Source organism: Bradyrhizobium sp. STM 3566, assembly GCF_045571445.1.
Taxonomy (GTDB): Bacteria; Pseudomonadota; Alphaproteobacteria; order Rhizobiales; family Xanthobacteraceae; genus Bradyrhizobium; species Bradyrhizobium vignae.
Genome location: NZ_CP120692.1, coordinates 3,526,979 through 3,545,904, shown reverse-complemented (window position 1 = coordinate 3,545,904; position 18,926 = coordinate 3,526,979). Strand labels below are relative to the sequence as shown.

The 18,926-nt window shown below is 64.4% G+C and carries 16 protein-coding genes; 12 read left to right on the top strand and 4 right to left on the bottom strand.

The window, feature by feature from the left end; genetic code table 11:
* Positions 1-2: 2 nt before the first annotated feature.
* The 3 genes from trpC (at position 3) to P6U27_RS17010 (ending at position 4,426) form a co-directional block, all read left to right on the top strand.
* Positions 3-824 carry an indole-3-glycerol phosphate synthase TrpC gene (gene trpC / locus P6U27_RS17020; RefSeq protein WP_122403082.1) on the top strand — a complete coding sequence of 274 codons (822 nt, stop codon included), beginning with the start codon at positions 3-5 and terminating at the stop codon, positions 822-824.
* Position 825: 1 nt separating this feature from the next.
* Entirely contained in the window at positions 826-1,356 is a 531-nt protein-coding gene (moaC, locus tag P6U27_RS17015; protein ID WP_122403081.1) for a cyclic pyranopterin monophosphate synthase MoaC, read from the top strand.
* A gap of 334 nt (positions 1,357-1,690) precedes the next feature.
* Positions 1,691-4,426: an EAL domain-containing protein gene (locus tag P6U27_RS17010; RefSeq protein WP_162500594.1), complete on the top strand. Its 2,736-nt coding sequence runs from the start codon at positions 1,691-1,693 to the stop codon at positions 4,424-4,426.
* Positions 4,427-4,509: 83 nt separating this feature from the next.
* On the opposite strand, the gene P6U27_RS17005 is transcribed toward P6U27_RS17010, so the two are convergent.
* Positions 4,510-5,847 carry a S41 family peptidase gene (locus tag P6U27_RS17005; protein ID WP_122403079.1) on the bottom strand — a complete coding sequence of 446 codons (1,338 nt, stop codon included), beginning with the start codon at positions 5,845-5,847 and terminating at the stop codon, positions 4,510-4,512.
* Between the two features lie 303 nt (positions 5,848-6,150).
* Here P6U27_RS17005 and P6U27_RS17000 point away from each other — a divergent pair, with 303 nt between their 5' ends.
* From P6U27_RS17000 to P6U27_RS16975, 6 genes are all read left to right on the top strand, one after another.
* Entirely contained in the window at positions 6,151-7,284 is a 1,134-nt protein-coding gene (locus P6U27_RS17000; protein ID WP_122403078.1) for an alpha-hydroxy acid oxidase, read from the top strand.
* A 29-nt stretch (positions 7,285-7,313) separates the two neighbouring features.
* The gene (locus P6U27_RS16995; protein WP_122403077.1) at positions 7,314-7,937 is read left to right on the top strand and encodes an HAD family phosphatase; all 624 of its coding nucleotides are present in this window, start codon (positions 7,314-7,316) and stop codon (positions 7,935-7,937) included.
* A 156-nt stretch (positions 7,938-8,093) separates the two neighbouring features.
* Complete coding sequence (locus tag P6U27_RS16990) at positions 8,094-8,297, top strand: hypothetical protein (RefSeq protein WP_122403076.1); 204 nt, start codon at positions 8,094-8,096, stop codon at positions 8,295-8,297.
* 549 nt (positions 8,298-8,846) lie between these two features.
* The gene (glp, locus tag P6U27_RS16985; RefSeq protein ID WP_407194317.1) at positions 8,847-10,058 is read left to right on the top strand and encodes a gephyrin-like molybdotransferase Glp; all 1,212 of its coding nucleotides are present in this window, start codon (positions 8,847-8,849) and stop codon (positions 10,056-10,058) included.
* Positions 10,059-10,233: 175 nt separating this feature from the next.
* On the top strand, positions 10,234-10,935 hold the full coding sequence (gene lexA, locus P6U27_RS16980) for a transcriptional repressor LexA (protein WP_122406646.1): 702 nt from the start codon (positions 10,234-10,236) through the stop codon (positions 10,933-10,935).
* Positions 10,936-11,487: 552 nt separating this feature from the next.
* The gene (locus P6U27_RS16975; RefSeq protein WP_162500262.1) at positions 11,488-11,922 is read left to right on the top strand and encodes a hypothetical protein; all 435 of its coding nucleotides are present in this window, start codon (positions 11,488-11,490) and stop codon (positions 11,920-11,922) included.
* Between the two features lie 122 nt (positions 11,923-12,044).
* On the opposite strand, the gene P6U27_RS16970 is transcribed toward P6U27_RS16975, so the two are convergent.
* Entirely contained in the window at positions 12,045-14,324 is a 2,280-nt protein-coding gene (locus P6U27_RS16970) for a ComEC/Rec2 family competence protein (RefSeq protein WP_407194316.1), read from the bottom strand.
* Positions 14,325-14,420: 96 nt separating this feature from the next.
* Positions 14,421-14,654, bottom strand: coding sequence for a DUF2171 domain-containing protein (locus tag P6U27_RS16965; RefSeq protein ID WP_122403074.1), 234 nt, complete (start codon positions 14,652-14,654; stop codon positions 14,421-14,423).
* 398 nt (positions 14,655-15,052) lie between these two features.
* Here P6U27_RS16965 and P6U27_RS16960 point away from each other — a divergent pair, with 398 nt between their 5' ends.
* Positions 15,053-16,381 (top strand): MFS transporter, encoded by a 1,329-nt coding sequence (locus P6U27_RS16960; protein ID WP_122403073.1) that lies wholly within the window; start codon positions 15,053-15,055, stop codon positions 16,379-16,381.
* A 193-nt stretch (positions 16,382-16,574) separates the two neighbouring features.
* On the opposite strand, the gene P6U27_RS16955 is transcribed toward P6U27_RS16960, so the two are convergent.
* Complete coding sequence (locus tag P6U27_RS16955) at positions 16,575-16,937, bottom strand: SPW repeat protein (RefSeq protein WP_162500593.1); 363 nt, start codon at positions 16,935-16,937, stop codon at positions 16,575-16,577.
* 243 nt (positions 16,938-17,180) lie between these two features.
* Between P6U27_RS16955 and P6U27_RS16950 the strand changes: the two genes are divergently transcribed.
* Both P6U27_RS16950 and glnA read left to right on the top strand, forming a co-directional pair.
* Entirely contained in the window at positions 17,181-17,363 is a 183-nt protein-coding gene (locus P6U27_RS16950; protein WP_122403072.1) for a hypothetical protein, read from the top strand.
* A 124-nt stretch (positions 17,364-17,487) separates the two neighbouring features.
* Positions 17,488-18,918: a type I glutamate--ammonia ligase gene (gene glnA, locus P6U27_RS16945; RefSeq protein WP_122403071.1), complete on the top strand. Its 1,431-nt coding sequence runs from the start codon at positions 17,488-17,490 to the stop codon at positions 18,916-18,918.
* Positions 18,919-18,926 lie beyond the last annotated feature (8 nt).

Sequence of the window (18,926 nt, the reverse complement as noted above, 5' to 3'; positions counted from 1 at the left end):
GCATGTCCGACATCCTGACCAAGATCGAGACCTACAAGCGCGAGGAGATCGCGGCAGCGAAGCGGACGCGTCCGCTCTCCGCCGTGGAGGCGCAAGCCAAGGCCGCCTCCGCGCCGCGTGGTTTCCTGCGAGCGATCAAGAGCAAGCATGCCGATGGCGACTATGCGTTGATCGCCGAGATCAAGAAGGCCTCGCCCTCCAAGGGTCTCATTCGCGCCGATTTCGACCCGCCGGCACTCGCAAAAGCCTATGAGGCGGGTGGCGCAGCCTGCCTTTCGGTGCTGACCGACACGCCGTCGTTCCAGGGCCATCTCGACTTCATGGTGGCGGCGCGCGCGGCAACGTCACTGCCGGTGCTGCGCAAGGATTTCATGTTCGATACCTATCAGGTGGTCGAGGCGCGCGCGCACGGCGCCGACTGCATCCTGATCATCATGGCGGCGCTCGATGATGCCGCTGCCAGGGATATCGAAGAGGCTGCCATCGCCTATGGCATGGACGTGCTGATCGAGATCCACGACCGCGCCGAGCTCGACCGGGCGCTGAAGCTGCGGTCGCCGATGATCGGCGTCAACAACCGCAATCTGCGCACCTTCGAGACCACGCTCGCGACCAGCGAGGCCCTGGCGCCGCTCATCCCCGGCGACCGGCTGATGGTCGGCGAGAGCGGCATCTTCACGCCCGAAGATCTCGCCCGGCTCGAGCGCGTCGGCATGTCGACCTTCCTGGTCGGCGAGAGCCTGATGCGGCAGGCCGACGTCACCGCGGCGACGCGCGCGCTGCTCGCGCGCGAGACGACGGCGCGCGCGACGGGCACGCGCTGACATGGCGCGCAAGCCAGCCAAGAAGCCAGGCACGACGAGGACGGCCAAATCCAACGCCGGTCCCGCGCTCACCCATATCGGCGCCTCCGGCGAGGCGCGGATGGTCGACGTCTCGGACAAGCCCGCGACCGAGCGGCTTGCGGTCGCGGAAGGCCGCGTCGTCATGACCAAGGCAACGCTCGACCTGATCGTTTCCGGCAATGCCAAGAAGGGTGACGTGCTCGGCACCGCGCGCATCGCCGGCATCATGGCCGCCAAGCGCACTTCCGAGCTGATCCCGCTCTGCCATCCCCTCGCGCTGTCGAAGGTGACGGTCGACATCGAGCCGGACGCAAAACTGCCGGGCTGCCTCGTTCGCGCCAGCGTGAAGGTCACGGGCCCGACCGGCGTCGAGATGGAGGCCCTGACCGCAGTCTCGGTTGCCTGCCTGACCATCTACGACATGATCAAGGCGGTCGAACGCGGCGTGCACATAGAAGGCATCCATCTCGTCGAGAAGCTCGGCGGCAAGTCGGGCCATTATCGCGTCTGATCGCAGGCGGCAAGCGCATCCTCGCGCGCTGCCGACAGCAGCGCGCCGCGCCCGGCGCGTGCCGCCACCCGCAATGGAAACGGCGCGAGCGCGTCATTGAGCGCGCACGTGAGATGGTTAAGCACCGGTTGCGTTGCGACGACCGGCAGGGATCGAGACCACGGCACACTCGGGGAATTGCTGCATCTCGCCGTGCCGCGCATCGTTGCATGTGCGCGCGCCTTCATCCTGCGTTAACCACGCTTCCTAACTTTACCTCCACGCCGTTCCCGTAAACCAATGGATGTGCCCGGGCTCAAGAATTGATCCTGGCGTGTGTACGACAGCGATCGAGATCATGACCAAATTCCGCAACCGCCTCGTCGACCAGGCCGTGCTCACGCGCAGCGGGCCGATCCGCTGGCTGGTGGTGGGCGGGATCTTCCTGATCGCCGCGATCGCCGTTGGCGCAACGCTGATGGCACAGAACTTCCGCGAGCGCGCGCTGCGCAACTCCGGCCGCGAGCTGGAAAACACGGTGCTGCTGCTCGCTCACCATTTCGACCAGCAATTGCAGGATTTCGCGGTCATCCAGAAGGACTTCGTCGACCACGTCCGCACGACCGGAATCACGACCGCGGAAGACTTTCGCAAGCGCCTCTCGGGCGAGGACGTCCACCGGATGCTGCGGTCGAAGATCGAGGCGCTGCCCTATATCGGCGGTGTCAACATCATCGATGCCGAAGGCAATCTGATCAATTCGTCGACGGCATGGCCGGTTCCCGGGGTCAAGATGGCCGACCGCGCCTATTTTCGCTCCTTCAAGTATGATCCCAATGCGCCTGATGTCCTGATCGAGCCGTTGCATAGCCGCATCTCCGGCGCATGGACCATTCTGGTGGCCCGGAAGATCGTCGGGCCAAGCGGCGAGTTCCTCGGTATCGTCGGGCGCGGAATCGAGCCCGCCAACTTCGAAAAATTCTTCGCCTCCGTCGTGCTCGGCGAAGGCGCGACGATCTCGATGCTGCATCGGGACGGCACGCTGCTCGCCCGTTATCCCCATTCCAGCGAATTGATGGGGCGGAATTTCAAAAGCGGCGCGTTCGAGCTCCAGAGGGTGTTCGGGCTCGATCACTTCGCCGGCCGTTTCGTAAGCCCTGTCGACGGAGAGGACCGGCTGATCTCCTCGCGCGCCCTGCCCCATTTCCCGATCCTGATGATGGCCACCACGACGCGCGCGGCGGCCCTGACGGACTGGCGCGAGCAGATCGGCATCCTGATCTCGGTTGCCGCCTCGTCAGCGCTCGCCATCGCAGGCCTGCTGATCGCGATCGTTCGCAAGCTGCTGGAGCAGCACCGCCTTTCGCGCGAGCGGCTCACGCTGGAAAAGCAGCGGCTCGACCGCGCCGTCAACAACATGACCCAAGGCCTGTTGCTGTTCGACGCCGAGCAGCGGCTCGTGGTCTGTAACCAGCGCTACATCGAGATGTATGGATTGTCGGCCGAGATCGTAAAGCCCGGCTCCAGCTTCCACGACACCATCGCCCATTGCAAGGCAACCGGCTCGTTCGCGGGCGACGTCGACGCTTACGTCGCGCTCGTGCTGAAGGACATCCATGTCCGTAATTCAATGGTGATCGACACTTCCGACGGCCGCTCGATCCACATCCTCAACGAACCGCTCGCTGATGGCGGCTGGGTCGCGACCCATGAAGACATCACCGAGCGCCGCCGCATCGAGGAGCGCATCACCCACCTCGCTCATTATGACGCGCTGACGGACCTGCCCAACCGCGCCATGTTTCACGAGCATCTGCGCCATCAGCTGGCTGCGGTCGGCGACGGCGAACAGATCGCGGTGCACTACATCGATATCGACGAATTCAAGAGCGTCAACGACGCGCTCGGCCATCTCGTCGGCGACGAGCTATTGAAATCGGTCGCGGCGAACCTTCGCCGCTGTGCCGGCCCGGCGGACTTCGTGGCGCGACTCGGCGGCGACGAATTCGCCATAGTACAGAGCGCGGCGACGTCGCTGGACCAGGTCAACGAGCTCGTCGCGCGGGTCTTCGAAGCCATCCGCACGCCGTTCGACTGCATGGGCCATCATCTCACCACCGACGCCAGCATCGGCATTGCGCTCGCGCCGGAACACGGAACAATGCTGGACCAGATCCTCAAGAACGCAGACATGGCGATGTACGCGGCCAAGTCGACCGGGCGGCGTACCTTCCGCTTCTTCGAGCCGGACATGGACGCCAAGGTTCGCGAGCGGCGCCAGCTCGAGAGCGACCTGCGCCACGCCATTGCCCAAGGGGGGCGCGAAGGCGGACTCGAGGTGTATTACCAGCCCTGCCTCGGCCTCAAGGACGACCGCATCACCGGCTGCGAAGCGCTGGTGCGCTGGCGCCATCCCGAGCGCGGCATGATCTCGCCGGCCGAATTCATCCCGATCGCCGAGGACACCGGCCTGATCAACGAGATCGGCGAATGGGTGCTGGCGACCGCGTGCCGGGACGCGGCGGGTTGGCCCGACGACATCCGCCTCGCCGTCAACGTCTCGCCGGTGCAGTTCAAGAGCGGCACGCTGGCGCTGAAGATCATGGCCGCGCTCGCCGCGTCGAACCTGCCGGCGAGCCGGCTCGAGCTCGAGATCACCGAGGCGGTCCTGATCCGCGACGACGATGCCGCGCTCGCGATCCTGCACCAGCTTCGTGCCATCGGCGTGCGCATCGCGCTCGACGATTTCGGCACCGGCTACTCATCCCTGAGCTATCTGCACCGCTTCCCCTTCGACAAGATCAAGATCGACCGCTGCTTCGTCGACGACATCGCCCGCCCCGACGGCTCCGCCAGCATCGTCCAGGCCGTCGTCAATCTGGCGGCTGCCCGCCGCATGACCACCACGGCCGAGGGTGTCGAGACCGAGGAGCAGCGGCGCCTGCTTCGCACGCTCGGCTGCGCCGAGATGCAGGGCTATCTGTTCAGCGCCGCCAAGCCGGCCGACAAGATGCTGGAGCTATTCGCGCTGCATCGCAGCCGGCTCGCGCGACGCGAAGGCAGCGAGGGTCGCCGCCGCGAGGCCGGTTAGGTGTTCGAGACCGCGTCCCCAAACGAATTCGCCCGGAAGCGGTGATCCACTCCCGGGCGATCCATATCTGGAGGTCGTCGGATTTAATTCGGAACCGCAGCCTTCGTCGCGCGCTTGGCGGCGACCGCATTCGCGGTGACGCCGTGCAGGAAGTCATAGGCCGCGTGCAGCGCCTTGTCGTCCTTCTCTTCCGGCGGGACATAGGACTGCGATCCAGTCTGCTCGGTGCCGTCGGCGGCCTGCAAATGCCCGCGCATCTGGGATTCAGCCATGGTGTCCATCCGGCCCTTCAGCTCGGGCGGCACGTCCTGGAGGATCTCGATGTCGGGCGCGATGCCCTGGGCCTGGATCGAACGGCCCGACGGCGTGTAGTAGCGCGCCGTGGTCAGCGCCAGCGCGCCATTGCCGGCGCCGAGCGGAATGATGGTCTGCACCGAGCCCTTGCCGAACGAGCGCGTGCCGATCAGCGTCGCGCGCTTGTGGTCGTGAAGCGCGCCAGACACGATCTCCGAGGCCGAGGCCGAGCCGCCATTGATCAGCACCACGAGCGGCTTGCCCTTGGTGAGATCGCCGCCATGCGCGGTGAAGCGCTGGGTCTCTTCCGGATTGCGGCCGCGGGTCGACACGACCTCCCCACGCTGCAGGAAGGCGCTCGACACCGACACGGCCTGGTCGAGCAGCCCGCCCGGATTGTTGCGCAGATCAAGCACGTAGCCGACGAGCTTCTCCTGGGCGACCTGCTTGGAGATCGAGGCGATCGCCTTCTTCAGGCCGTCGGTGGTCTGTTCGTTGAACGAGGTGACGCGGATATAGCCGATGTCGCCGTTCTCGACGTGGAAGCGCACGGGGCGCACATGGATGATCTCGCGCGTGATTGCGACGTCGAGCGGGGCGTCCGCGCCCTTGCGCACGATGGTGAGCTTGGTCTTGGTGTCGACCGGTCCCTTCATCTTGTTGACCGCCTGCTCGAGCGTCATACCCAGCACGGCCTCGCCGTCGATCTTGCTGATGAGGTCGCCGGACATGATGCCGGCCTTCGAGGCCGGCGTATCGTCGATCGGCGAGACGACCTTGACGAGGCCGTCCTCCATCGTGACCTCGATGCCGAGGCCGCCGAACTCGCCGGAGGTGGTCTCCTGCATCTCGGTCCAGGCCTTGGCGTTCATGTAGCGTGAATGCGGATCGAGCGAGGTCACCATGCCGGTGATCGCACCCTCGATCAGCTTGGCATTGTCGGGCTTCTCGACATAGCTGGCCTTGACGCGCTCGAACACCGCGCCGAACAGATTGAGCTGGGAGTAGGCATCATCCGCGCTCGCCGCCGCCCGTGCCGCCCATACTCCGCTGTGCGGGCTGGCTACCAGAAGGGTCAGACACGCTCCAGTGAGCGCGCCCAGGGGGAACAGCAGGGTTTTCCGCATGGATGGGCTAGCCTTTTGCTTGGCGGTTCTCTTGGGGCTGGGGGGCGCCATGCAAATGGCGATCCAGCCCGCTTCTCACAATACCATTCCGGTTTCTTCAAGGCCGGATGCCGCGCTAGCGGCCGCGCCGAAGAAATCCCTTCGCCTTGGCCTAAACTTTTGGCAACGTTCCGAAACTGTTTCGCGCAAAGCGGAAACCGGTCGGCCGCCCGCGCCTCACAGCTATGCGATTTTAGGATGGTTTTGGAGGGCCGGACGCGATAGGCGATGGCGACAAGACTTCAAATTCTCGGGAGGACAACAATGAATGAAGCGCCCCGCATCCGGCCGGAACGGAACGTCGAACTCGGCGCCAGCAACGAGCCGTTCCAGAACCTGCACGAGTTCATCCGGAAGGCGCGCGCCAACCTCAACCAGAATGCCTGGGACTACATCGTCGGAGCGGCCGAGACCGAGACCACGATGCGGCGCAACCGCATGGCGCTTGACGAGATCGCCTTCCGGCCACGCGTGTTGCGCGACGTCCGCAAGGTCGATGGTTCCGTCGAGCAGCTCGGCCGCAGGATGCGCCTGCCGGTGGTGCTCGCCCCGGTCGGCGCGCTCGAGATCTTCGATCCGGATGGCGCGGCAAGCGTCGCGCGCGCCGCCGGCACCTTCGGCGCGGCGCACATGCTGAGCTCGGTGTCCGAGCCCGGCCTGGAGAAGACCGCCGAGGCTGCGCCCGACGCGCTGCGGCTCTATCAGCTCTATGTCCGCGGCGACGATGCCTTCGTCGCCGATGTCGTCAGCCGGGCCGAAAAGAACGCTTATGCCGCCTTCTGCCTGACCGTCGACACCGCGCATTACAGCCGTCGCGAACGTGACATCGCCAAGCGCTATGTGCGCGAGAGCCGCCTGCGCGCCACCGGAGGCGATTTCCAGAAGGGCTTGGAGTGGCGGACCGTCAAGATGATCAAGGACAAGTTCAAGATCCCTCTGATCCTGAAGGGCATCGCCACCGCCGAGGACGCGCAGATCGCGCTCGAGCACGGTGTCGAATGGATCTACGTCTCGAACCATGGCGGCCGCCAGCTCGACCACGGCCGTGGCGCCATGCATGTGCTGCCGGAGATCGTCGATGCCGTGAAGGGCCGCGCCAAGATCATGGTCGACGGCGGCTTTTGCCGCGGCACCGACATCGTCAAGGCAATCGCGGCGGGCGCGGACCTCGTCGGCATCGGCCGGCTGCAGTGCTGGGCGCTGGCGGCCGCCGGCGAAGGCGGCGTCGCGCGAATGCTGGAGCTGCTGGAGGACGAGGCGCTGCGCTGCCTTGGCCTCTTGGGCGCCACCTCATTCGCCGAGATCGATAAATCCTGCCTGCATCCGGCGACCGCCACCAACGCACCCGGCGTGTTCAGCGCGTTCCCGCTGTTCGACCATGAGCCCTATCGCTACTGAGTTGCCGATATTGAAGTGAAAAGGACGCAATGACATCACTCTCTCCCGGCAGCGCCGATGCGCTGCTGTTCGACCTCGGGCGCGTGGTGCTCGACATCGACTTCTCCAAGGCGATCGCCTGCTGGGCGGGACATGCGGGCTGCCGGCCCGAGGCCATCGTCGCGCGCTATGTGCGTGACGAGGCCTACCGGCTGCACGAGATGGGCAAGATCAGCGACGCGGACTATTTCGCCTCGCTGCGTGCCTCGCTCGGAATCGGCATCTCGGACGCGCAGTTCCTGGAAGGCTGGAACGCGATCTTCGCCGGTGAGATGCCAGATATCGCCGAGCTGCTGCCGCGCGCGGCGAAGCAGATGCCGCTCTACGCCTTCTCCAACACCAATCGGCCGCATGTGGACTATTTCTCGAAAGAATACGCCGGCCTGCTCGGCCATTTCCGCGAGCTGTATTTGTCGTCCAGCATCGGACTGCGCAAACCGGACGCGGAGGCTTTCGATCACGTCGTGGCGGCGATCGGGGTGCCGGCGGATCGCATTGTCTTTTTCGACGACCTCGCCGAGAACGTCGAGGGAGCGCGGGCGCGCGGCTTGAAGACCGTGCATGTCACCTCGCCGCGTGACGTCGGAAACGCATTGAAAGCGCTGGGTATCTGAGCCGCGGGAGGCCCGGTTCGTGCTCAGTTCCCGAAACTAAATTGCACGCGATGAGGAACCCAATCACTTTGTGCATTTTTATACAGAGTTCCGGGAACGGAATACCACCCATCGGACTCATGAGTCCGTTGGGACTTCTACATTGGACTGATCGACGTGCTGGGCAAGACCTATCTCACCAAGCAAGCCTCGCTCCTGCTCGAATTCGCCAGAACCACCTCGGATTCTGACCTCTCCGCCAAGCTGATCAGCAAGGCCGCCGACCTGAAATCCCAGGCCGATCCGCTGCCCGACAAGGATCAAGGTCCCAGGGCGCCCGACGTCGCGGACGTCAGTCCGGACGATCCGACGGAGCGTTGACCGATGCTGGCCGTGGCGCTCGTCCTTCTCGTGCTCGCCATGGCCGTCCTCGTGCCGGTCTGCCTCGCCTTCCGGATCATGCCGCGGCGGACTTGAGCCACCTTAGGCATCCGAGTGCTCGCGTTCCCGTGCGGGATGCTGAATCGTGAGAATGACGATTTCGCCAGCCTTTTCGTCCAGCCGGTTGAAGCGATTCAAGGATCGCAACGCGCCTTACGGGCTGTGCTCCCTAACATAATCGGCAATGCTAATCAGATCGTGGGTCGCGCGTTCCGTGAACCTGCGCCTCTTCGCTCGAAGCGGCGGAACGGGGCTTCGACGTCAGGATCAAAGCCAATATCGAACACGCAATCTCGTCCTGGCTATCCGCAGGAAGCCGCCGCACGGCTTGAAGTGCCTTTTCGAGCAGTTTTGTCATCGACAGCCAGTGCGGAAAGGAAGTGTGGCTTTTCGCCGGGTTGAGGAGGTCTTTTGCTTCAGCCCCTCCGCTCGGCTAGAACTTTGCCGACCGAGTCCTTCGATTTGTTCGATTTGTTGCGGGAGTTCGCCGTGGCCCTGATGCCGGTATCCGACGCGCTTGCCGCCGTGCTCGCAGGCACAGAGCCGCTGGCCGAGGAGACGGTCGCCCTCGACACCGCCTACCATCGCGTGCTCGCGCGGGACGTCGCGGCGCGGCGCACGCAGCCGCCGGAAGCGATGTCGGCGATGGACGGCTATGCCGTGCGCGCGGCAGACGCGGCAACGATCGATTCCAGACTGGCGGTGATCGGCGAAGCCGCAGCGGGCCGTCCGTTCGCGGGAACGGTCGGCGTCGGCGAAGCGGTGCGGATCTTTACCGGCGGCGTTATTCCCGACGGCGCCGATGCGGTCGTGATCCAGGAGGACACGGTCGCCGACGGCAAGCACATCATGATCAAGGAAGCCGCGATTCCCGGACGGCACATTCGTCCCGCCGGCGTCGACTTCCGCGAGGGCGACGTGCTGCTGCGCAAAGGAACCCGTCTCACCGAGCGCGATCTCGCGCTCGCCGCTGCGATGAATCATCCGCAGCTCGCCGTCTGCCGCCGTCCGAGGGTCGCGATCCTTGCCACCGGCGATGAGCTGGTGATGCCGGGCACCGCGCCCGGTCGCGGCCAGATCGTCTATTCCAATGGCTATGCCCTGCACGCGCTCGCCCGCAGCGAGGGCGCCGAGACCATCGATCTCGGCGTTGCCGCCGACACGCTGGAGGCCACTTCCGCCGGCATCCGCCGCGCTCGCGAGAGCGGCGCCGACATCCTGATCACGACCGGTGGCGCATCGGTCGGTGATCACGATCTGGTTCAGCAGGCGCTGAAGGGCGAAGGCATCTCGATGGCGTTCTGGAAGATCGCGATTCGGCCCGGCAAGCCGATGATGCACGGACGGCTCGGCGCCATGCGCGTGATCGGCCTGCCCGGCAATCCCGTGTCATCATACGTGTGCGCCTTCCTGTTCATGGTGCCGCTGATTCGCGCCCTGTCAGGCCGTTCGGTGATTCATCATCGCCGCGAATGCGCCGTGCTGGGCCGCGATCTCGGGGCCAATGACCAGCGCGAGGATTATCTGCGTGCGCGACTGGAACTGCGCGGCGACGGCACGCTCGTCGCCCTTCCCGTCCGCCATCAGGACTCCTCTCTGCTTGCGAATCTCGCTGCGGCACAGGTACTTCTCGTACGCGCGCCGTTCGCGCCGAAGGCCGAGGCCGGCACGCCTTGCGAGGTGCTGCGGCTCCCCGTCTGAGCTGCACGGCACACGCATTCCGCGAGATTTGCCCCGTTCACCGTAAATTAAGCAGTTGCGGAACACATATCGAACATATAGTGTCCGTTCATGATTTGTTTCGAGGATGTAGCGGCTTATCGCTGAATTCATCGTCTCGGAATCGAACGACATCAACCGGGGGACTTTGGTCGAGATGTTGACGCGCAAACAATACGAGCTTCTGCGGTTCATCAGCGAACGTCTGAAGGAAAGCGGCGTGCCGCCGTCTTTCGACGAGATGAAGGATGCGCTCGACCTGCGCTCGAAGTCAGGCATTCATCGCCTGATCACTGCGCTCGAGGAGCGCGGCTTCATCCGCCGCCTGCCCAACCGCGCCCGCGCCATCGAGGTGATCAAGCTGCCCGAACTCCAGGCCGCTGCCGGCAATCGCCGCGGCTTCACGCCGAGCGTCATCGAGGGCAATCTCGGCAAGGTGCGCGCGAGCTCCAGCCCGCCTGTTGACGAGGGCGAGCGTCCCGTCGCGGTGCCCGTGATGGGCCGCATCGCGGCCGGCACGCCGATCGAGGCGTTGCAGACCCGCAGCCACACCATCAGCGTACCGCCCGACATGCTCGGCGCGGGCGAGCACTACGCTCTCGAAGTGCGCGGCGATTCGATGGTCGAGGCCGGCATCCTCGATGGCGACATGGCGCTGATCCAGCGCAACGAGAGCGCCGATACCGGCGACATCGTGGTGGCGCTGATCGATGACGAGGAGGCCACGCTCAAGCGCTTCCGCCGCCGCGGCGCCTCGATCGCACTCGAGCCAGCCAATGCCGCCTACGAGGTCCGCATTCTTCCGCCGAACCGCGTGAAGATTCAGGGCAAGCTGATCGGGCTCTACCGGAAGTACTGAGCGGTCTGCGGTCGTTGGACACCTCTTGGAGCGGATCATTTTCCGCTCTGGCTGGATGGTCTTTCCGGTTCTGCTCAGACTATCCGGTCCTTTTTCCGGTGCGAGATCCTCGGCACGCCGCACGAAGCAACATCGCTTCGCGGCCACAGCTTCGAGGAGACGCCACCCGCCAGATGTTTCATGGACAATCATTGCAGCGCTGATCGCAGCATCAGCGTCGCAGGCCATTGCCACACAGTCGCACCGCCATGTGCGCAAGCAATCGAGCCAGTACGAATTCGCGACGCGCGGAATGTGATGCGCAGCTCTCCGCAATCGAGCCGGCAATAAGCGAGCCGGTCAGCACCCGCGGGGCGCTGACATTGGCGCCGTTCGAATGCACAGGCGTCGGCTTTGTTCCTATCGAATCCGGGAAAGATAATGTGATCGCGGCTCGCGAAGCCCAGCCGCAGATTTGCCCACAACCGAGCAGAACGTTGTATGCTTCACCCTGATAGAGGCCTGCGCCTCCAAGAGAGGTGCGGCTTGCTATCTTCGCATGAGGAGCACCCGATGTGTGACTATAGCCTGCATGCCGTCGCGACGCGCCCTGCCGAAGTCGGCGAGACGATCGTCACGACAACCTTCCGCGGCACCTCGACACGCGGCTTCGCCTCTGAAGCCGATCTCTCCGTCGCGGTCTGCCTGCTGCCGGGAACGGAGCTCGCTTTCGCCGACAACGTTCGTTACGACAACCGCTGGATCTGGACGCGCACCGTCAACTCCCGCGTCGGCAAGTTCGGCAAGATCGATCCGCACATTCCCGATCGCCATCATGACGCGATCGAATTTCCCGACGGCAAGTACGTGCTGGTGACGCAGCTCGTCGAAGGCCAGCGCGCGACCGTGCTGCAACTGCCGGTGACCCAGCCGGTTGGCGAGCGCGAGCACAAGCCGCAGATCGTCGCCGAGACGAGGTCCACGATCACACGCCTGCCGATCGGCTGATCGTCGGCGCGCCCCCGGCCGATTTGTCGAGGGCCAGAACTTGAAATGCCATCGCCGGCTGAGGCCGGCGAGATGGTATGGTTTGCGTCCTGCAGAATCCCGCGCCTCCTCCGCATCGATCCTCAATCGTCAGCCTGCAAGTCGGCCTCCGATGGCGTTGCGTCCCGATTGCGGGGCACGGCCGTCTTCGGCGCAAGGCTGCCGTCGAAATCCCCCTCGCCGGCGCCGGCCGGCAGCCAAGGGCGGCTTGCGCCTCTCGCCCTCACCACCTGCACCGAGAAACCCTCTCCGTTTTGCGTCAGAGCCAGCGCGCCCTGACTGGCAAGGCGCGACCGATCGACCACCATCGCTGCGCAATCGGGCGGCGCGGGCCGCGCCGTCACCACCAACGCAGCGCGGCTGCAATCATCAGCCAGCGCGTCGATGCGCAGAGAAAGCGCGACCAGCCGCCCGTCCGCAAGCGGCGCCACGCAGCCGGACTCGTCACATGACACACCGCTCGCCAACGAGGCGTTGGCGGCATCGCGCGGATCGGCATCGGCGGCTAACCATTCCCTCAGCAGAAAGCCATCCTTGCTCGCGCGGATCACATGCAAACGCCCGTCGCCGCCCCGGACCGCGACGCTCGCGCCATCCCCGGCAATCAGGATATCGGGCTGCCGCACCGACAGTCCCCAGAGGATCGCTACCAGCAGCACCAGGGCGCCGGACAAGCGCAAGGGCGTGCGCAACAGGCCCATCACGATGATCCCGAGGCTGGCCGCGATCAACGGCGCGATTCCGAACGCCGGAATGCGGCCAACTGCGCCCGGTAGGGCCGCCACCCAGCGCGAGACCGCGACCATCCAGTCAATGCCGATCCCCATCAGCCACCAGAACACGCCGTCGAGGCCGAAGGGCGCCGCGAGCAACCCTAAAAGCCCCGCCGGCATCACCAGCGCCGAGACCACCGGCATCGCGCCGAGATTGGCGAGCACGCCGTATGGCGTCACGCGATGGAAGTGGAAAGCGGCATAGGGCGTGGTCGCAAGCCCCGCGATCAACGAAGCCAGCAACAGCATCGCGATCTCGCGGCCGCCCCACAGCGCGATGCGCGCTGTCGTCGAATGATCGGGCGATGCAAGCAGGTTCGGCATGCCGATCTGCACCAGCGCCACCAGCCCGAGCGTCGCGACGAAGGACATCTGGAAGCTGGGATGCACCAGCGCTTCGGGCGCGACCGCGAGCACGATCAGCGCGGCCACAGCGAGGGTTCGGAAGGTGATGGCGCGGCGATCGACCATCACGGCGATCAACACCACCGCGGTCATGAAGAACGATCTCTGTGTCGCGACCTCCGCGCCTGACAGCAGCAGGTAGAACGCTGCCGCCGCCAGCGCAGCGGCCGCCGACCATTTCTTGATGGCGAAGCCGGCCGCCATTCCCGGGATCAGCGCCAGCAGCGCGCGCACTGCGAAGAAGACGACGCCGGCGACGACCGCCATGTGATAGCCGGAGATCGACAGCACATGGCCGAGCCCCGAGATGAACATGGCGTCGTTGACGGGCGTGCTGATCGCATCGCGCCGTCCCGTGAGCAGCGCGGTCGCAATCGCGCGGTTGTCGCCTTCGAGCGTTGAGCGGATGCGCGCGTCGATCGCATCGCGCAGGCCCTGCATGAAGGCGGCGTAGCGCAGCCGCAAGCCGCCGGCATCCGGCGGCACCGAAGCCGTGATCGCGCCCATCACGAAACCGGAGGCACCAATGCCCTGGAAGAACATATCGCGCGAGAAATCATAGCTGCCAGGTCGCACCGGCGAGATCGGCGGCAACAGCCGCGCCTTCAATTGCACGAAGCTGCCGACTTCAGGCGCCGTGCCCTTGCGCACCGAGAGGCGGACGCGCTCGAGCTTCACGTCGCTGCGTTGCGCCTCCATCGCGCTGACACGCAGTACGAAGCGATCGGTGCGCTCGCGGATGTCGCGTGCTTCCACAAAGCCCGACAGCGACACCGAATAGAGCGGCTTGGCCAAAACGATGTGGGCGATGCGCGCCGTCTTCCAGGTCGCCGTGGCAAAGCCGGCGGCGACCGCCGCGATCACGATCGCGGGCGCAAACAACCGGCTCCGCCGCAGCAGCACGGCGCCAAGCGCGAGAACGGCCGCGGTCGCGACGACCACCCACGGCACCGGCTCATGATCTGCGGCGAAATAAAGCGCGATGCCGCCGCCGAAGGCGACCGGCACCCACGGCAACAGCCGACCAGGCCCGGCCTCGGCGCGGGCCCATTCGCGCAACGTTGCGACGCTAGCCGGCCAGACGCCAAAGCCCGCCGGCGCAAAGCCGCCAGCCGGTGCGGCGCGGCCGACCGGCCACGTCCCCGCAACTCCCTGGGAGCGTACTGGCCGCCCCGGCTCCGCCATTCCCCTGCACCTTACGATACGCGACGGGTGCGGAGGCTACCGGAACGTGCGGCTGCGCGAATAGCGGTACAGATCAGGAACGAAGTCGGGCGGGCCCTACTTTTCCTCTTCCATGGTCACGGCCACCGACGCCTTGGCGGACAGCCGGACCTTATTGCCTTCGACATCGGCAACGAGCCCCTTGTCGATGAAGTGATGGTGCCCCTTGTGGCTGCCTTCCCCACTGTCCTTCCTAGTCAGCTTGATGCGATTGCCCTCGACGCGGTCGACCGTGCCGACATGGACGCCGTCGGCGCCGATCACTTCCATATGCTCTGCGATGTTCTGCATGGCGGGATCCTCGTTGGACCCACACAACGCCTGAGAGGCCTTTCCGTTCGTTCGTGACAAAATCGCCGAGCGCGGTTGGCGACCCCGTTCCATCTCAGGACTTGCAGGACTTGGGCAGCCCCGGTTCGGTCGATTGAGCCGAAAGTCTCATAAGACGCCAGCCCCGGCGGGACTACACTGCGTCTCCGCCTCCCCGGCAATACGGGCAGGTTGTGATAGCTCGCGGTAACGAAGCGACCGCTGGAGCTCTTTCTCGGGTGGCTCAAGCCTCCCTGAGATTTGGCGCTGCCGACGCAACTCGCAATTCTCGCCTGTGGCGTCGCGCACCAAGCGTAGCGCGCGAGCGAAGGACGCTGAAAAGCGCCGAGAGTAGCGTTTGAATTTGACAGGAGCAGCACATGGCAATTCAAGTACCGAGCGATTTTCGCCGCGTGATTGTTGCTGCGTCGGTGGGAAACGTCATCGAATGGTATGATTTCTATATCTTCGGCAGCCTGGCCGCAGTTCTGTCGGTCAAGTTCTTCGAGCAGTCCCACCCGGTTGCAGCCCTCCTCAGCACGATCGCGCTGTTCACTGCAGGATTCCTGATCCGTCCGTTGGGAGCTTTCCTCTTTGGATGGATGGGCGACCGCGTCGGGCGAAAATATACGTTCCTCATCACGCTGAGCGGAATGGGACTGGGTACGGGAGCAATCGGGTTGATCCCGACCTACCAGTCCATCGGTCTGACGGCGGCGTTCCTTTTGTTCGGTCTGCGCATGATTCAGGGTCTGTGCTTGGGCGGCGAATATGGCGGCGCCATCACCTATGTCGCAGAGCATGTTCCGGACGACAAGCGCGGCTACTACACCGGCTGGCTGCAGACCTCTCCGACTCTCGGCATCGTCGTGTCCCTGGCCGTGATCATCCTGACACGGACCTGGTTCGGCAATCAGGCGTTCGACGAATGGGCGTGGCGCGTTCCGTTCCTGGTGTCCTTCCTGCTTGTGGCCATCGCAATCTACATTCGGCTCCAGCTCCAGGAGACGCCGATCTTCCAGGAAATCAGGGCCCGCGGCCAGATGACGACGAATCCGTGGAGGGAGGCCTTCCTCAGTTCGAACATCAAATTCATCGGGATCGCAATCGTGGTCCTGATCGGGCAAGGGGTGGTCTGGTACAGCGGTCAGTTCTGGGCGCTGTACTTCCTTCAGCAGGTCTCGAAGCTGGATCCGCTGACCTCCGCCTATATCGTGGGAGCCGCGCTGCTGATTGCCACACCGAGCCTGATTTTCTTCGGCTGGCTGTCGGATCAGATCGGCCGCAAGCCGGTAATCCTGGGCGGCATGCTGCTGGCCGCAATCACGTACTATCCGCTGTATCTATGGCTGGGAGCAGTCACGCAGCCCGGCAACGTCAACTATCCGACCGCGATCTTCATCATCTTCATCCTCGTTTGCTACGTTGGGATGGTCTATGGGCCGGTCGGCGCGTTCCTGGCGGAATTCTTTCCGGGCAGGATCCGGTATACGTCGGTATCGGTGCCATACCACATCGGCAACGGCTGGGGTGGTGGATTGGTGCCGTTCATCACGTCGGCGGCATTCGCGGCGACCGGGAGCATCGGCTACGCGTTGATCTACCCGATCGCGGTCCCCGCGGTATGCTTCCTGCTCGCGCTGTTCCTGATGCCGGAGACGCGCAAGATCAGCATCTGGCAGCCGATCGAGCCCAGAACCGCATCGTGACGGAATGGTCTTGTGCAGGTCTAGGTGCAGGATCCGCACGGCCTGCACAATGGCCGCATCGGCCTTTCAGCGCGACGACGGCCATTGGAATCCCCGTCGCGCCAAGGCGTTGTCCCTGGCGTGCTCAAATCGAGCCTCGCCTCCGGCCGCCAGCCGATAGCGGTCGGCGGCGAGTTTGGCCGATTGCTCTTTGTCAGCCGGCCGGGTGATGCCAGCGATCGTGCCACCAGGCGCTGAAGTCACGATCGGTCATCAGCTCCCAGCCACTGAGCAAGATCACCAGCAGGCCCGACAATACGCTGCTCGCCGTGGCTGCTACCTGGTCATAGCCAATGGTCCAAGGCACCAGCACCAGCGCCAGTCCCAGCAGCATTTCGCCCCACTCTTCCAGGTAGGACGGGATGACAAAGGCCTCTACGGCAAACAGCATGACGCCGAGCCCAAGCGCGATGGTGATCCAGACAGCCGCCCCGGATAAACCAAGGATAGGGGACGACAGGACCAGCCATACGCCCACCAACAGGCTGGCAGCGTCTTGCCAATGTTGGATGCGCATAATGCTCACCTCCCCTCTCCTACTTATCTGGGGACGCACCGATGAAAAAATCATCCGTCCGGCCTGCATTGTGTGGCCGCGAGGGCGGTCCGGGAGCCGGCGCCAAGCCCGGCCGCGCATCCAGGAGAGGGCCCTTGCGAGTGCGGCGCACCCGGATGCAGACTGACGACGCTAGACAGGTGTCAATGTCGACCGTTCCCGGCGCAGCGGAAGGTCGCGCCCGGAGCAGAGGGAGATGACGCCATGCGAGAAATGGAAATTCACGACTATGCGCGGCAGTTGCTGGAAGCCCATGGCCCCAAGGCCATTGCGGAAGCCGCTCAAAACGCCATCGAACTCGAGCAGAAGGGCGAGCTCGAATTGGCAAGAACCTGGCGGCACATCGAAGATGCGATGAAGCTGATGCGCGGGCCACACCAAAGCTGACAGTCGGCGCAAAGCTTGCCTGACTGCGGCGACAACGCCGAACGTGGACCACAGTCCGTCGCGAGCCGCCAGGTTGCGGCCGAACGGCTACGCGATCTCGGGACGCTGACCTGGGAGCGAAGCCATGGTTGCAAAATGTACGACAGCCGAAGACCTCGTGAAGGCGATCACGGACGAGAACGTCCAGATGATCGATTTGCGGTTCACCGATCTGCCGGGGATGTGGCAACATTTTTCCGTACCGCCGAGCGCGGTGAATGCCGATGCACTCAACGAGGGCCTTGGATTCGATGGCTCATCGATCCGCGGCTTCCAGGAGATCCAGGAAAGCGACATGCTCGTCGTCCCGGATCCGACGACCGCCTTCGTCGACCCCTATAGTCCGGCCAAGACGCTGGTTCTCATCTGCAACATCCGCGACCCCGTGACCGGCCAATCCTATAGCCGGGACGCCCGCTACATCGCCCAGAAGGCCGAAACCTACCTCAAGGGTACCGGGCTTGCCGATACGAGCTATTTCGGCCCGGAGGCCGAGTTCTTCGTCTTCGACGAGGTCCGCTACGGACAGGGCATCAACTTCGCCATGCACGCAATCGACTCCAGCGAAGGCAGCTGGAACACCGCCACGGATGAAGGACCGAATCTCGGCCACAAGCCGCGCCCGAAAGAGGGATACTTTCCCGTTCCTCCGACCGACAGCATGCAGGCGCTACGCACCGAAATGGTGCTGACGATGGAATCTCTGGGGATCCAGATCGAAGCCCATCACCATGAGGTCGCGACCGGCGGCCAGAACGAGATCGACATGCGCTTCACCACGCTGACCCGCATGGCCGACAATTTGATGATCTACAAATACGTGGTCAAGAACACCGCGCATCAGCATGGCAAGACCGCGACATTCATGCCGAAGCCGCTGTTCGAGGACAACGCTTCGGGCATGCACGTTCACCAGTCGCTCTGGAAGGGCGAGACCAACTTGTTCTACGACAAGGGCGACTACGCCGAGCTGAGCCAGCTCGCGCGCTACTATATCGGCGGGCTTTTGAGCCACGCCTGGGCGTTGTGCGGGCTCTGCGCCCCCACCACGAACTCCTACCGGCGCCTGGTGCCGGGTTATGAAGCTCCGATCAATCTCGTCTACTCCCAGCGCAATCGCTCCGCCTGCTGCCGGATTCCGATGTATTCGCCGAATCCGCGCGCAAAGCGCGTCGAATTTCGTTCACCCGATCCGTCCTGCAATCCCTACCTGGCCTTCGCTGCAATGCTGATGGCCGGCCTCGACGGTATCGACAGGCGGATTGACCCTGGCAGCCCGATCGACAAGAATCTCTACGACCTCCCGACTGCCGAGGCGAAGGAGGTGAAGTCCACGCCGGGATCTCTGGACCAGGCGCTCGACGCGCTCGAGCGCGATCACGCATTCATGCTACGCGGGGATGTCTTCACCGCCGACGTGATCGAAACCTGGCTCGATTACAAGCGCAAGAAGGAGATCGACCCGATCCGGCTGCGACCGCATCCTTACGAGTTCCATCTGTATTACGATATCTAGTTTAGGGC

Coding starts and splice junctions, on each gene's coding strand:
- trpC (WP_122403082.1), top strand. CDS start 3: ATGTCCGACATCCTGACCAAGATCGAGACCTACAAGCGCGAGGAGATC.
- moaC (WP_122403081.1), top strand. CDS start 826: ATGGCGCGCAAGCCAGCCAAGAAGCCAGGCACGACGAGGACGGCCAAA.
- P6U27_RS17005 (WP_122403079.1), bottom strand. CDS start 5,847: ATGCGGAAAACCCTGCTGTTCCCCCTGGGCGCGCTCACTGGAGCGTGT.
- P6U27_RS17000 (WP_122403078.1), top strand. CDS start 6,151: ATGAATGAAGCGCCCCGCATCCGGCCGGAACGGAACGTCGAACTCGGC.
- P6U27_RS16995 (WP_122403077.1), top strand. CDS start 7,314: ATGACATCACTCTCTCCCGGCAGCGCCGATGCGCTGCTGTTCGACCTC.
- lexA (WP_122406646.1), top strand. CDS start 10,234: ATGTTGACGCGCAAACAATACGAGCTTCTGCGGTTCATCAGCGAACGT.
- P6U27_RS16975 (WP_162500262.1), top strand. CDS start 11,488: ATGTGTGACTATAGCCTGCATGCCGTCGCGACGCGCCCTGCCGAAGTC.
- P6U27_RS16970 (WP_407194316.1), bottom strand. CDS start 14,324: ATGGCGGAGCCGGGGCGGCCAGTACGCTCCCAGGGAGTTGCGGGGACG.
- P6U27_RS16965 (WP_122403074.1), bottom strand. CDS start 14,654: ATGCAGAACATCGCAGAGCATATGGAAGTGATCGGCGCCGACGGCGTC.
- P6U27_RS16960 (WP_122403073.1), top strand. CDS start 15,053: ATGGCAATTCAAGTACCGAGCGATTTTCGCCGCGTGATTGTTGCTGCG.
- P6U27_RS16955 (WP_162500593.1), bottom strand. CDS start 16,937: ATGCGCATCCAACATTGGCAAGACGCTGCCAGCCTGTTGGTGGGCGTA.
- P6U27_RS16950 (WP_122403072.1), top strand. CDS start 17,181: ATGCGAGAAATGGAAATTCACGACTATGCGCGGCAGTTGCTGGAAGCC.
- glnA (WP_122403071.1), top strand. CDS start 17,488: ATGGTTGCAAAATGTACGACAGCCGAAGACCTCGTGAAGGCGATCACG.